The organism is Pseudomonas sp. MS01C9, assembly GCF_058202755.1.
The window spans coordinates 4,877,925-4,891,435 of record NZ_CM177073.1 but is presented as its reverse complement, the minus strand read 5'-3'; the positions used below and the strand labels follow the sequence as shown (position 1 = coordinate 4,891,435).

9 protein-coding genes and 3 pseudogenes are annotated in these 13,511 nt (G+C 62.7%); 6 read left to right on the top strand and 6 right to left on the bottom strand.

Going from position 1 to position 13,511, the window contains the following annotated elements:
- Positions 1–13: 13 nt before the first annotated feature.
- Positions 14–1,087 carry a polyamine ABC transporter substrate-binding protein gene (locus AC1M7R_RS22315; RefSeq protein ID WP_490609924.1) on the top strand — a complete coding sequence of 358 codons (1,074 nt, stop codon included), beginning with the start codon at positions 14–16 and terminating at the stop codon, positions 1,085–1,087.
- Positions 1,088–1,168: 81 nt separating this feature from the next.
- Here AC1M7R_RS22315 and AC1M7R_RS22310 read toward each other — a convergent pair.
- From AC1M7R_RS22310 to AC1M7R_RS22290, 5 genes and pseudogenes are all read right to left on the bottom strand, one after another.
- Positions 1,169–1,456, bottom strand: a pseudogene (locus AC1M7R_RS22310) (ATP-binding protein); the annotation flags it as partial.
- 567 nt (positions 1,457–2,023) lie between these two features.
- Positions 2,024–2,311 (bottom strand): annotated as a pseudogene (locus AC1M7R_RS22305) (response regulator transcription factor); the annotation flags it as partial.
- Between the two features lie 315 nt (positions 2,312–2,626).
- A pseudogene (locus AC1M7R_RS22300) lies at positions 2,627–3,514 on the bottom strand (sensor histidine kinase); the annotation flags it as partial.
- Between the two features lie 1,395 nt (positions 3,515–4,909).
- Complete coding sequence (locus AC1M7R_RS22295) at positions 4,910–6,010, bottom strand: ABC transporter substrate-binding protein (RefSeq protein WP_072394650.1); 1,101 nt, start codon at positions 6,008–6,010, stop codon at positions 4,910–4,912.
- Positions 6,000–6,272, bottom strand: coding sequence for a hypothetical protein (locus tag AC1M7R_RS22290; protein ID WP_143148671.1), 273 nt, complete (start codon positions 6,270–6,272; stop codon positions 6,000–6,002). The genes AC1M7R_RS22295 and AC1M7R_RS22290 overlap by 11 nt, the downstream gene beginning before the upstream one ends.
- 246 nt (positions 6,273–6,518) lie before the next feature.
- Between AC1M7R_RS22290 and gcvA the strand changes: the two genes are divergently transcribed.
- The 5 genes from gcvA to AC1M7R_RS22265 all read left to right on the top strand — a co-directional run bounded on the left by gcvA (position 6,519) and on the right by AC1M7R_RS22265 (position 11,099).
- Positions 6,519–7,424: a transcriptional regulator GcvA gene (gcvA, locus tag AC1M7R_RS22285; protein WP_076407378.1), complete on the top strand. Its 906-nt coding sequence runs from the start codon at positions 6,519–6,521 to the stop codon at positions 7,422–7,424.
- Positions 7,425–7,499: 75 nt separating this feature from the next.
- Positions 7,500–8,327: a DMT family transporter gene (locus AC1M7R_RS22280; protein ID WP_072394630.1), complete on the top strand. Its 828-nt coding sequence runs from the start codon at positions 7,500–7,502 to the stop codon at positions 8,325–8,327.
- A 38-nt stretch (positions 8,328–8,365) separates the two neighbouring features.
- Positions 8,366–9,127 carry an SDR family oxidoreductase gene (locus tag AC1M7R_RS22275; protein WP_072458446.1) on the top strand — a complete coding sequence of 254 codons (762 nt, stop codon included), beginning with the start codon at positions 8,366–8,368 and terminating at the stop codon, positions 9,125–9,127.
- A 230-nt stretch (positions 9,128–9,357) separates the two neighbouring features.
- Positions 9,358–10,608: an MFS transporter gene (locus tag AC1M7R_RS22270; RefSeq protein WP_337349295.1), complete on the top strand. Its 1,251-nt coding sequence runs from the start codon at positions 9,358–9,360 to the stop codon at positions 10,606–10,608.
- A 98-nt stretch (positions 10,609–10,706) separates the two neighbouring features.
- A complete protein-coding gene (locus AC1M7R_RS22265; RefSeq protein WP_072394622.1) occupies positions 10,707–11,099 on the top strand; it encodes an ester cyclase in 393 nt (130 codons plus the stop codon).
- Between the two features lie 64 nt (positions 11,100–11,163).
- On the opposite strand, the gene treS is transcribed toward AC1M7R_RS22265, so the two are convergent.
- A complete protein-coding gene (gene treS, locus AC1M7R_RS22260; RefSeq protein WP_337349296.1) occupies positions 11,164–13,230 on the bottom strand; it encodes a maltose alpha-D-glucosyltransferase in 2,067 nt (688 codons plus the stop codon).
- Positions 13,231–13,511 lie beyond the last annotated feature (281 nt).

Sequence of the window (13,511 nt, the reverse complement as noted above, 5' to 3'; positions counted from 1 at the left end):
TTGAGGTATCTGTATGTTGAAAATGATCGCTCCATTGCTACTGGTCAGCGCCGCCGCACAAGCGGCGGATACCGTAAGGATCTACAACTGGAGCAGCTACATCGCCCCGGATACCTTGCAAGCGTTCACGGCCAGCACCGGACATCCCACTCAGTATGACCTGTACGACAGCAACGAAATGCTCGATGCCAAGTTGATGGCGGGGCACTCGGGCTACGACGTGGTGTTTCCGTCCAACCACTTCATGGCACACCAGATTACCGCGGGTGCGCTGAAGGTCCTGGATCGCAGCCGCTTGCCCAACTGGAACAATCTCAACCCGACACTGATGAAGGCCCTGGAAGCCAACGACCCCGGCAACCGCCACGGTTTTCCCTACCTATGGGGCAGTACCGGCATCGGTTATAACGTCGACAAAGTCAAAGCCGTACTTGGCGACACGCCCGTGGATTCCTGGGACCTGGTGTTCAAGCCGCAAAACATGAAAAAGCTGGCGCAGTGCGGGGTGGCGTTCCTGGATAACGGGCCGGAAATCCTGCCGATCGCCTTGAATTACCTCGGCCTGCCGCACCACAGCCAGCAGAAGGCCGACTACGCCAAGGCCCAGGCCTTGCTGATGAACGTGCGGCCTTACATCAGCTACTTCCACAGTTCCAAGTACACCGGCGACCTGGCCAATGGCGATGTCTGCGTGGTGGTGGGCTTTTCCGGTGACGTGATGCAGGCCGCTTCGCGCGCAGAGGAAGCTGGAAACGGCCAGAGGATTGCCTACGTGATTCCCAAGGAAGGCTCGCCCATGTGGTTCGACATGGTCGCCATGCCCGCCGATGCGCCGAACGAAGCAGCCGGATACGCTTTCATGAATTACCTGCTGGACCCAAAAGTGATGGCCAACATCAGCAACCACGTGCACTACGCTAACGGTAACGCCGCAGCCGAGTCCCTGGTAACCCCGGCCATCAGGGAAAACCCGATGGTCTACCCGCCGCAAAGCGTGATGCAGAAACTCTTTGTACTCCAATCCGTACCGCTGCAGGTCGACCGCATGCGCACCCGCATCTGGAGCACGGTTAAAAACGGCGGTTAGTTCCGGGCCGGCAACCCAGTGACAACACTGCGACAGCGACAGGTCGGATGTTTCGGTCCGGCCTCCATTCGCGTACAGAGCCTAGTCCTGCGGAACATCGAGGGGGATATCGAGGGTGAACGTTGCGCCGTGTCCGGCCCCCTCGCTGTGCACGGTCAAGCGGCCGCCCATTTCCCGCGCGGCGAGGGCGCAGCTGTGCAGGCCGAAACCATGGCCGTCCGGGCGCGTCGTGAAGCCATGGGAGAAGATCCGCGGCAGGTGCTCCGGCGCAATCCCATTGCCGTTGTCGGATACCGTGATACGCAAGGTCGGTCCCTCGGTGAGGCAGGCACTGAAGGTGATGCACGGCTTGCGATCGAGCACGCCGCCCAACGCCTGCCTGGCATTGCTGATCAGGTTCACCAGGATCAGCAATACCCGGTGTCGGTCCAGGGACAGCAGGGGCAGGTCGGCAATCTCCTTGACCACCGCCACCTCCTGGCGCGACCGTGACCCGGCACTCATGCGCAAGGCGTCGTCGATCAGCTGCGAGACAGGCACTGTCTCGACGATACTGACAGCAACGGCATAGGTCTGCTGGGCAGCGACAATGGTTTTGATATGGTCGATGCCCTTGGTGAGCTGCCCCAGCTCCTCGATGATGCCCTGCTGCTCCACTGTCACCACGTCCGCCAACCTGATCAGGTACTCGGGCAGCAACTTTCCCTTTTGGTCCCGGGTGAGGAAATCGCCCAGGTCATCGATGTGTTCGTTCATCATCTGGGCCACCCTGGCCAATCCCTGGGCCTTGGAGGCGCGCATCTGGCTGCTGACCAGTTCCGCCGAAACGTTCACGCTGTTGAGGACATTGCCGACGTTGTGCAGCACCGTCGTGGCGATCTCGGCCATGCCTGCCTGGCGAGACTTCGCATTCAGTTCGGTCTGCACCTGGCTCATGCGCAGCGCCGCACGGACGCGGGCCTTGAGCTCCAGGGGCGAGAAAGGCTTGGCGATATAGTCGTCGGCACCACTCTCCAGGCCGGAGACGCAGGCCTCGGCGCCGCCGCGGGCAGTCAGCAGGATCACAGGGATATGGGCGAACCCGGCGCTGGCCTTGATCCTGGCCGTCAGGCCAAAGCCGTCGAGCTCCGGCATCATCACGTCCGAGAGCACCACATCGATCGGTCGGCGCTGCAGTATCGCCCAGGCCTGTTCGCCATCGGCCGCGGTGACGATGAGGTAGTCATCGCGCAACAGTTCATGGAGGTAGCCAAGCATTTCCGGGCTGTCATCCACCACCAGTACCCTGGACTGCAAGGCGCCCTCCGGGCGTTGCTCATCATCTGCGCCTTGCGCTGAAGCCCGGGCGTCGCCACTGCCATGGCGTCCGTCGTCGAAAAGCAGGTGGCGCTGCTCGGACGTGACCGGGGTGGTGGGCGACGGCAGCTCCTGCATGGCGCTGGCTTCGCTCGACACGCTGTCAGGCTCGGCCCCCCGCGCAAATCGGACAAAGAAGCAAGAACCCCGTCCTGGCTCACTGTCGACGCCCACCTCGCCTCCCATCAGCTCGGCGAGATCCTTGACCAGGGCGAGACCGATGCCTGTGCCGCTGTAATGCCGTGTGGCGGAATTATCGATCTGGGAAAAACGCTGGAACAGCAGTGGCAGCTTGTCCGGCGCAATGCCGATGCCCGAGTCATGCACCGCGAATTCGAATCGGTCGTCATCGAGAGCGCTTACCGCCAGATGTACGGTGCCGCCGGCGGGCGTGAACTTGATGGCATTGCTCACCAGATTGAGCAGGATTTTCTCCAGGTGTCGGGGGTCCAGGAACACCGTGCCGAGGGCAGGATCGATGTGACAGGTCAAGGTGCAGCCCTTGCCCTTGGCCACCATGGCGGCATCCTCGGCCAGCACCCCTACCATCCTGTTCAGGTCGATGGGCTCCGGACAACATTCGAACTTGCCCGCTTCGGCCTTGGAGAAATCGAGGATATCGTTCACTCGATTCATCAGGCGCAGCGCGTTGCGTTGGGCGCGCTCGATCTGCACACGCCAGTCCGCCGGCGGGCTGCTCGCCGCCGAGAGCTCTTCCAAGGGAGCGAGAATCAGGGTCAGGGGGGTGCGCAGTTCGTGGCTGACCGTGGCCACGAAATCGCTCTTCGCCTGGTTGGCCGTCTCGGCCTGGTTGCGCGCCTGAATCAGTTCGACGGCCTGGGCCTCCAGCAACTCGGTCTGCCGATGCAGGGTGTCGGTCCGCTCGGCGACCATTCTCTCCAGCGAGGCCTGGACCTGCTGTCGCTCGGCTTCGGCCTCGGCTTCCAGTACCCGAATGCGCAAGGCGTTCTCCTGGAATACCCGGACGGCGCGGGTCATGATCCCGATTTCATCGCCGCGTTCGGCGCTGGCGATCTCGGCATTCAGGTCACCGGCGGCCAGCCGGCGCATCACCGAGGCCAGGGCCACGATGGGCTGCGCGACGAACCGTGAGGTGCTCCAGGCGATGGCGCCGGCCAGCAGGATGGCGACGGTACCGGCGATGATCGTCGCAAGCATGCCGCGATCCTTGTGGACCTGGGCGTCCGACCGCGCCTGCCCGGCGAAGCGCGCAACCAGCAGGCCGGCGCTCCGTGCCTCGTTGCGAACCTGGTCGCGCGCATCGCTCAAGGCATTGCTCGCCTGGTGGAACCTGGCGAATGCCGCCCGGTAGCCGGCAATCTGGTCGCTGACCGTCAGCGGCGTCGCGTTGCCTTGCAGCCCCACGGAAGACGGGAGCACCCGCGAAAGACGGGAAAGTTCGTCCAGGATGAGGCCGACGGAACTGGCGACCTCGGCCGATGGCGACAGGCGAAACGACAAGGTCTGTGCCTCCAGGGTGGCAACACGCTCGGCGAAACGCTTGGACAACGCGGCTGCATTTTGCAGCAAGCCGGTGGCGGCCTGGATATCGCTGGCGTCGTGGGCAACCTGCTGGTCCGTTTCGCCCAGCATGGCTTCGAGGCGCCCGGTCGCCTCCCCGACGGCAGCGAGATGCCCCAAGGCCTCGCCTCCCCGGAGCCTGGGCGCATCGCCAAGCCGCTCGAGCGCCAGGCCGGCCGCGGCGACCGCCGCCGCCAGTTGCTCCAGTGCCTGTGCCTGCTGCGGCGTTCCCATCAGCTCACGCAATTGCTCGACCACCGGCGGGAGTGCGGCGCAGGCATTGCGCGCCGCCGTGGCGGCCGCCCCATCACCGGTCGCCAGCAGCCTGGCCACATTGGCGGTGATGATCCGTTCGCCGTTGCGCAGGATATCCAGGATGCGGTGCGAGTCTTCGATGTCGCTCACCCGTGCTGCGTGATCGGCGGCACGGGTCCCAAGGGTCTTCAGCCCGTCGGCGATACCCCGCTCGACGAGGATCGTCACCTCTCGCATCCGGCCGTAGTGGGCCGTCATGTTCTCCGTTTCGCCATCCATGGTCAGGGTGGCCGCCCGCAACGCCGCGATCGCCGTGGCGAGCCGCTCCAGACTGCCCTTGAGCGATTGCGCCTCAGCCACCGGAATGGCGCCGAGGGCGGCGATAGCCTTTGCCACCATGCCTTCGGCCTGGGACAGGCTTTCCTGGTCGCGAGTGGCGATGAAGTTTTCCACCCGCCCGGCGGCTCCGTTGACCGACGCCAGAATTTGCGCCGAATGGCTGGTCGAATCCACCGCCCGCACCATGCCTCGAAGGCCGTAGAGGTTCACCAGCGACACCGTCAGCATCAGGAACACCAGTGCGGCGACCGCCAGGCCGATCCTGACGGCGATGGGCCTGTCCGTGGCTGATTTGAATGTGAACATGGCGCCTCGCCTCCTCGCCCGCCCCTACTGCTTCGCGGCCTCCGGCAAAGGCGCTGGCGGCGCCGTCCTGTCAAGGGCCGCGTCGATCATCGCCGCAACGGAGGCCTGGCTATAGGAAGGGTTGGCGGCGCCGCCCACCGGCATGGTGGCGAGCCAGGTGTCCAGGTCCTTCGCATCGATACGGACCAGCGGCACCTCGACGAACTTCGGCACCTGCTTGCCCGCCAGGATCTGCTGGGCCACCCAGAAACCCACCTGGGAAACGCTCGGGGAAGCGGAGACCGAGACCGTCTCGTAGCCATTGGCATCGCGCTCCTGTTTCCACAGGGCGAGTTCATCCTGGCGGTTGCCCATCACAATGATCGGCAAGGGCCGTCCCGCCGCCTTGAACGCCATGGCCGCTCCATAGCCGTCGCCCCCCTGGGTCGCGACGGCATCGATGTCGGGCAGCGACGGCAGCGCCAGCGCCACCTCCTTGCGTGCGACGGAAGCCGTCCAGTTGCCGTACACGGTCTTGGCGAATGTCAGGCCCGGATAGTCGCTGGCAGCCTTGTGAATGCCGTCGCTGATGTTCTTGTCGGTGGCATCACCGGCAATGCCGCGGATCTCCAGCAGCGTTCCGTTGCCCTTGAGACGCTGGGCGATGTAATCGATTTCCACGCGGCCCATGGCGGACCAGTCGTAGTCCACGGTATAGACACAGCGTTCGGTGACCAGACTGGCCATGACCACCACCACGATGCCGGCGTTGCAGGCATCGCGGATCACCCCGTTGAGTGCCGTGTCGGACGCGGCCAGGATGACGATGGCGTTGACGCCCTGGACGATCATGTCCTGGATATGGGCCGCCTGCTCCGACGCCGAGTTGTTGGCGCTGACCACTGGCGCTTCCCGGATCAAGCCCTCCTTTTGCGCCTGGACCGCAACTTCCTGCCAGTTGCGCACCATCACCTTGCGGAAATCACTGCCCGCATAGGAGTTGCTGAAGGCAATGCTGTAGCTGGCGGTAGGGCCGCCGGCGATGCCAGCTTCGCCTGCCTGGGCTGGATGGGCGGCAAGCATCGCCAGCCCGGCCAGGCTACCGGCGAAGCGCCCCATGATCTCCTGGAACGGCTTAGTGTTCATGCGGTTCTCCATTACGCTTGGGATTCGTGCCCGAATCATCGAGGTGTTCGCTGATCGGGTCGCCGAGGGCAGTGTTGATACGGATGAAACGATCGAGTCCAGGCAATACCACCAACCGTTCGCTGGGGCGCCTGGAAAGGAAAATCGACGGGGTCAAACGGTCGCCCGATAAGGCGTCATGGGAAGAACCGAACACATACAGACTCCTTTCCCTGGTGGCTGATACCTGAAACCGATGGATTGCTGCAATGGCGATGAGCATAGCCCCAACACGCCCGCTTCGCTCGCAGCCGGGGAGGACTTCAGCCAACGGAGCGATACGCTCGTGACACCTGGGCGACTGAGGGGGCCTACCTTTCGGGCGGCCTGGGGAAAGCATCCGGCGGCCCGGTTGCCAATGGCTATCCAGGCGTTGTCGGCACCGGCATCCCCTCCATCCAGGAGATGCTCTATCATGAGCGAACGTTCATGTCATGCCTATCTGCCGACTCGCCGGGACACTGTATTCATGAGAGACCTGCCGCCGACCGCGACACTGCGCGCCTTTGAAGTCGCCACCCGACACACGACCTTTACCTCTGCCGCCAATGAGCTGCACGTCACGCAAAGCGCGGTCAGTCACCAGCTCAAGCATCTCGAAGCGCTATGGGGGTTGCCGTTGTTTGAGCGCGGCAAGTCATTGAGCCTCACCGCAGCGGGTGCCACGCTGGCGCCCATCGTGCGGGAGTTCTTCATGAGCCTCGAAGCAACCCTGGCCGATCTGCGGGAGCAAAAAGGCAGGGTCCGGCTCGAAGTCAGCACCACGTACTCCTTCGCCCTGAAATGGCTACTGCCCCGCTTGCCGGGACTTTCTCGCCAGCATCCCGAGTTGCTGGTGTCCCTGGACACCACGGACAAGATCATCCATTTCTCCAGTGCCCAGGCGGATGTCGCGATCCGGCTCGGCAAAGGCACTTACCCGGGCCTGTATTCGGAATTCCTGTTCGGCGAGCAGGTGTTTCCGGTGGCGAGCCCCGATCTGCTGCAGCGCTTCGGGACACCGCGCAGCCCTGCCGAGCTGTTGCACTACCCGCTGCTGACCCGTGATGGCGCCGAGCTGGTACCGAAATGGGAAGCCTGGTTCGAAAAGGTCGGGCTGGAATTCCTGCCGCTCAAGGAAAGCGTCCGGTTCGGGGACACCAACATGACGGTCGAGGCCGCTTTGCTCGGCCAGGGCGTCGCCCTGGTGCGCAGCGGACATGTTGAAAACGAAATGAGCGATGGCCGCCTGGTGCGGCTGTTCGATGTGCCGTTCCCCTCGCCACTGGCCTACTACTTCGTTTGCCCGAAAGGCACCGAATCGCAACCCCACATCATCAGCTTTCGCCAATGGCTGCTCGGTGAGGCGCTGAAATTCCAACGGGCCCATGGATGATGCATGAGAATTCATTCATGAAACGATGAGGAGACTTCGCTGTAGTTCCCGCAGACGGGCTGCCTAGAATGGTGCATGCCTATCCATATCACCTTGCTGGTTCTCTTCGCCGCGCTCCTGCATGCCAGCTGGAACGCGCTGCTGCGTGGCGGTGCCGACCGACTATGGTCGATGACGATCATGTGCGTCGCCATCGCTTCGGTCAGCCTGGTCTGCGCAGCGTGCATGGCGCCACCGGCGGCGGCCAGTTGGGGCTATGGGGTGCTGTCGGCACTGCTGCATATCGGCTACAACCTGTTTCTGGTGCGCAGCTATCGGGTTGGTGATCTGGGGCAGGTCTATCCGATCTCTCGAGGATCGTCCCCGGCGTTGATCACCCTGGGCGCCGCTGCCTTTGCCGGCGAAAGCATCGCCCCTGAGGCATTGCTGGGTATCGCCCTGGTATCGGGCGCAATCATTTCCCTGGCCTTGCGGGGGCGCAGCCTGTCGGTGCCCAGCCTTCCCTATGCGCTGGGAACGGGCTGTTTCATCGCGGCCTACAGCGTCACCGACGGCATCGGCACCCGTCTTTCCGGCGCGCCGCTCGCCTACACCGTGTGGATGTGTGCCCTGTGGGGCTTGCTGATGCCTGCGGTGTACATCGGCTTGCGTGGTGCCCGCAGCCTGTTCTCCATCAGGCCCGGCATGGGCGCCGCCCTGGTGGGCGGAGTGGTCTCCTTGCTGGCCTATGCAATAGTCATCCACGCCATGAACGAAGCCCCCATGGGCGCGGTATCGGCATTGCGCGAAACCAGCGTGCTGTTCGCCGCGCTGATCGGCTACGTGTTCCTTGGCGAGACGCTGACTGCCCGGCGGGTGCTGGCGTGCGCAGTGATCGTCAGCGGCATCCTCTTGATCGGCTGACACAACCGGTTTTCCTGACGCTATAGGAGGTACTCACGATGAACAACGTCTCCCAGGCACCGTTGATACTGATAACCGGCGGCGGTCGTGGAGTGGGCGCCGCCACCGCGCGGCTGGCCGCCGCGCGGGGTTATGACGTCGCGATCAGCTATGTTGCCAACCAGGCTTCGGCACTGGCGGTGGTGGCGGATGTGCAGGCATTGGGGCGCCGGGCTCTGGCCGTGAGGGCCGACAGCGCGGACCCCGGCCAGGTGGCCGACCTGTTCACGGCCATCGACCGCTCGTTCGGCCGCCTCGATGTGCTGGTCAATAACGCCGGGGTCCTGTCCGTTCAGTCGCGCCTGGAGGATCTGGGCTTCGAGCGCATGCAGCGCATCTTCGCGGTCAACTCCATCGGCCCGATGCTCTGCGCCCAGCAGGCAGTGAAGCGCATGGCCTACCGGCACAATGGTGCGGGCGGCGTGGTGATCAATGTCTCCTCGGCATCGGCGCGCCTCGGCAGCCCCAACGAATATGTCGACTACGCGGCATCCAAGGGAGCCCTGGAAACCTTCACCATCGGGTTGGCCAAGGAGGTCGCCCGGGAAGGCATACGCGTCAACGGCATCCGCCCCGGGCACATCTACACCGAAATGCACGCCAGCGGCGGCGAGCCGGGACGTGTCGATCGCGTCAAGGACACGATTCCCATGGGCCGCGGTGGCCAGCCGGAGGAAGTGGCGCGGGCCATCCTGTGGTTGGCCAGCGCGGAGGCATCGTTCGTTACCGGTACGTTCCTGGATGTGACCGGGGGGAAATGAGCGGGTAGGCCGGATCCGTCCGTCCCGCCAGGGCACTACCCACCCCGGAATTCTCCGGCCGATTGACTGAGCGGCGCTGTCGGACGGGTCAGGTGGATTTGAACGGATCAGGCCCCTGGCGGTGGCAGATTAAAAGCTGCCCACTCCCCGGAACATCCATTGTTCGACGCGCCTCGAAGTGACGCCGTCCCTGAACCCATAACCTGATAGCCACCCTGGAGGAGATGGCTATGACGCACCCCCGTTTTTTTGGACAGACCGTACTGACCTGCACGTTCATCCTGGCAATGATTGGTTGGGGAATCGGTTTCTATGGGCCGCCGATCTACATGCAAGCGGTCATGGATCGCACGGGTTGGCCAATCGCCCAGGTCTCGACTGCCGTCACCCTGCACTTGCTCAGCGGTACGATTGTCATCGCCAACCTGCCGAAGCTTTACGCACGATTCACAATCCCCGGCATCACCCTGCTGGGCAGCATCGTCCTGGGCATCGGCGTGAATATCTGGGCTCATGCCAACCAGCTCTGGGTGCTGTATGCCGGTGCCGTCTGCTCGGGTATCGGCTGGGTCACGTTGGGTGCCGTTGCCGTCAATACCCTGATCGCTCCCTGGTACGTCAAGGAAAGACCCAGGGCGTTGGGCAAGGCTTACAACGGCGCCAGCATGGGTGGCGTGATCTTTTCGCCGCTGTGGGTGCTGCTGATCGAACGTTTCGGCTTTGCCACGGCAGCGTGGATGATCAGCACCATCGCCGTACTGCTCGTTGGTGCCTTCGCCTTCCTGGTGTTCAACAAGAGCCCACAAAGCCTGGGGCAACATCCCGATAACGCAGACCGGCCGGAACCTGTATCGATCGATGCCAGTGCAACCCCTTGGACCTTCCTGCAGACGTTCAGGTCGGCCAGTTTCCGCAGCCTGGCAGTCGGCATGTCCCTGGGGCTTTTCGCCCAGATCGGCCTGATCGCGCACTTGTATTCGATCCTGGCGGGACGCATGGGAGCCCATGACGCCTCCTTCGCCATGGGTCTGGCCACCGCCAGTGCGATGGGCGGGCGATACGTCGCCGCACGCCTCATGAGCCGAGGCATGAACCGCCGCCAGTTGGCCTGCCTCGGCTATGCCATCCAGATGCTGGGCACGCTGCTGCTTGCGGTCCTGGACCTTTATCCCATGGTGGTCTGGATAGCCGTGGTACTCATCGGCTCGGGCATTGGCAATGCCACCTCCCTGCCCCCCTTGATCGCACAAACCGAATTCAGCCGCGAACAAACAGCCAGGGTGATCGCCCTGATGGTCGCGATCAGCCAGGCCACCTACGCCTTCGCCCCGGCATTTTTCGGCGTGCTGCGCTGCGCCTTCACCGATCCCGGTCACGCGATCCGAGCCGTGGTAACAGCCGCGGTCGTGGTGCAGGTGCTGGCCATTTTTTCGTTCTATCGGGGAGTATCCATTCGCCCTTTCAAGAAAGTCGTTTCCTGATCTGTCGCATTCGAAGATTCAAGTACGACAGGCTCTGGATCGCATTGACTGCTGCAAGGTCATACGGTCATGGCTAACAGAACGGAGTAATCGCCCTTATGACTTCGAACCTTGCAGCGCTTTATAACGCCTACATCGCCTGCCTGAATGCACAGGACTGGGAAAACCTGGGCCACTTCGTGCACCCGGATGTGGTTCACAACGCAAGGCCACTAGGCTTGCACGGCTATCGCAGCATGCTGGAAGCCGACTATCGGAACATTCCCGACTTGCGCTTTGAAATCCAACTGCTGGTGGTCGACCCACCCCGGCTGGCAGCTCGCCTGGCATTCAATTGCACGCCGACCGGAGAGTTCCTGGGCCTTGCGGTCAACGGGACACGGATCTGCTTCGCGGAAAACGTTTTCTACACGTTCGAGGACGGCAGGATCCGTGAGGTCTGGTCGGTCATCGACAAGGTCGCGATCGAAGCCCAGCTTCCATCGGCGTAGCGGATACTCAAGGCCGCAGGTCGGTTGAGCATCGACCTGAGCAACCACCTCGATTTCCCGAGCCCTAGATCATCGGTGAGCTGCTCACCACCCGCAGCGCCAACCCCTCGAACGCGTCCAGCGTGATGGTGAACTCGCCTTCGGGCGTCAGGTCGCCTTCGACCCGTTCGTTGATGATGTCGACCACCGGCCCGGGTGCGATATTGGGCAGGTGCAGAGTCTCAGTGATCGGGGTCGAACTGAAGTTCAGCGCGGTGATCTGCGTCCCTTTGCCGGCCGGCAGTTCGTGAACCATGATCAGCAGTCCTGGGTGCTCGACGTCCGGAATCAGTATCTGGCGACTGGCGGCGATGTCATAGGCACGGCGCGCAGCGAGGATCCTGCGCAGCTGCGAGACGAACGAATCCGGATCTTTCAACTGGCCTGGCAAGCTGCCGTACAGGGTCTTCGGACGTGGCATCTGACCGGCCGACAGTGTCGCATCAGGGTTGAGGTCCACAAGGTCGTAGGCACCGCGGTGAATCCAACGCGTGTCGCCGTCGCCCATCAGATGCTCGACCTGTTCGGCGGGCAACGGCAACGCGCCCATCAGGTCCCAGCCAGACAATGCGAATACGCCGGGCTGCATCGCGTTATACATCACCAGCAGCAGATGAACCTGGCGAATCTGCTGGATATCTGCCGTCGTAATGGTGTCGAGATCGCGAATTCCCAGCGCCGCCGTGATGATGCTCGCCGTGGTGCAGGACACACCGTTGGTGACGAACTTCAGATTGTAGGGCGCATGCTCTCCAGCGAGGCGTTCGTACATCTGCTCGCGGATGTGCTCACGCAGGATGTTGCCGGGGAAGGTCTGCCCCTGATAGAGGTAAGTATCGTGCGCGTGCAGGGTCCAGAAATGCACCAGTTCCAGGGTCAACTCATCATGATTCTGCAGCGCATGAATCAGCGAGCCCGGATCGATGCCGAAGGTGTGCATCTGGCGCAGCATCAATCGCAGGAATTCCGTGTCGCCCGTCAGCAAGGCATGCTGGTAGGCGGGTCGGGTGATGAAATCGTAGGACAGATCCGCCCCTCCGTGGGACATGGCGGCGATGTCGTCCACGGTCAGGTTCAGTTCCTGGAAACTGAATCCGCCGGCCTTGCGAATCGCTCCAGCGAGCAACTGGTTTGCGGTGATCGATAGCGGATGGCTTTCGGACCAGGCGGTCCCCTCGAGCTTGCGCTCCACGCCGAGAAATCCGTTGGCGTCCAGACGCAGGATTTTCGCCCCCGAGACATCGATGGCATGCAGCGCGTCGCCGATGATCATCTGTTGAGCGGCAAAGGTCGGATCCAGCCAGTTCAGTGAAGGTTGCCCTTCCTTGAAGTAATGCAGATAGACCCAACGCCGGGGCTTGCCGTCGACCCCCATCACCACCGGGGTCGCACTCCAATCGGTTTCCTTGACGCCCGGTTCGAAGAAGATCACCCGTTGCAACTGTCCAACGATGTAATGCTTGTCTCGCAGAACGTCCACCTGCTGCGGGGTGAGGTTCTGCGCATCGCGTCCCTCGGCAATGTCGGGCAGCAGCGGCCAGTCCTCCTCACGGATTTCCACCATGTGGTAGAGCCCCGGGTAATCCTCATACGCCATCTCGGCCAGACGAAAATCCGCACCCTTACCGGTATGAGACGGGATGACATCCTCGATGACGACCGCATTGTGCGCGGCGGCCATCCGGGTCAATGCTTGCAACTGCGCCTCGGTGCCCAATTGCGGGTCGATGTCGAAACTGATGCGGTCAAAATTGCCGTCGATCGTAGGTGTGTAGTCAGTGCCCGAAAGGCCACCGGACCTTTTCAAAGGGCCATTGTGAATGCCCTGGATACCGATTTTCGACAGCGCATGCCATAAGGTCTCATCCCCCAGCGCTTCAAGCACAGTGCCATTTTCGCGGGTAACGATGGAAGCCGGATACGCGGTGAACCACACCGAAGCCAATGCCGAGGCGTCGCGAGGCCGGGTATGCGCATAAGGCTGCTGCCACAATCGACCCTGACCCGAGTAGAGCCTGGCGCGCTTCCTCGCTGCATTGAGCATCGATTGCTCGATCAGCCAGTCGACATGGTTTTTCTCAGCTGCCGTCATGGACACCATCACCTCCGTCAAGAAAACCGCAGGCGCCAGCTCTTCAACCGAGGCGCCGCTCGTTTCCATATGAGGCCGCTACGGGACATTCGTTGCATCGAATCAGGAGAAAGCCTGCCAGACGCAATCGGCCAGGTCGGAGCGAAGCTCGATCGGCTTGAAAGTGCGGGCTTCGGACAAAACACCAGGACGATGCCTTGCTGGGGGTGATTGCACTGCAACCTCCCATATCCCTTCGCAGCGGACGCGCAGCGTTCAGCTCGGCAGCTCTCGACGCGGCA

Bases quoted from the DNA above. Each gene is read 5' to 3' on its own strand.
- gcvA (WP_076407378.1), top strand. From the start codon at position 6,519: ATGAGAGACCTGCCGCCGACCGCGACACTGCGCGCCTTTGAAGTCGCC.
- AC1M7R_RS22290 (WP_143148671.1), bottom strand. From the start codon at position 6,272: ATGCTCATCGCCATTGCAGCAATCCATCGGTTTCAGGTATCAGCCACC.
- treS (WP_337349296.1), bottom strand. From the start codon at position 13,230: ATGACGGCAGCTGAGAAAAACCATGTCGACTGGCTGATCGAGCAATCG.
- AC1M7R_RS22280 (WP_072394630.1), top strand. From the start codon at position 7,500: ATGCCTATCCATATCACCTTGCTGGTTCTCTTCGCCGCGCTCCTGCAT.
- AC1M7R_RS22270 (WP_337349295.1), top strand. From the start codon at position 9,358: ATGACGCACCCCCGTTTTTTTGGACAGACCGTACTGACCTGCACGTTC.
- AC1M7R_RS22295 (WP_072394650.1), bottom strand. From the start codon at position 6,010: ATGAACACTAAGCCGTTCCAGGAGATCATGGGGCGCTTCGCCGGTAGC.
- AC1M7R_RS22275 (WP_072458446.1), top strand. From the start codon at position 8,366: ATGAACAACGTCTCCCAGGCACCGTTGATACTGATAACCGGCGGCGGT.
- AC1M7R_RS22265 (WP_072394622.1), top strand. From the start codon at position 10,707: ATGACTTCGAACCTTGCAGCGCTTTATAACGCCTACATCGCCTGCCTG.
- AC1M7R_RS22315 (WP_490609924.1), top strand. From the start codon at position 14: ATGTTGAAAATGATCGCTCCATTGCTACTGGTCAGCGCCGCCGCACAA.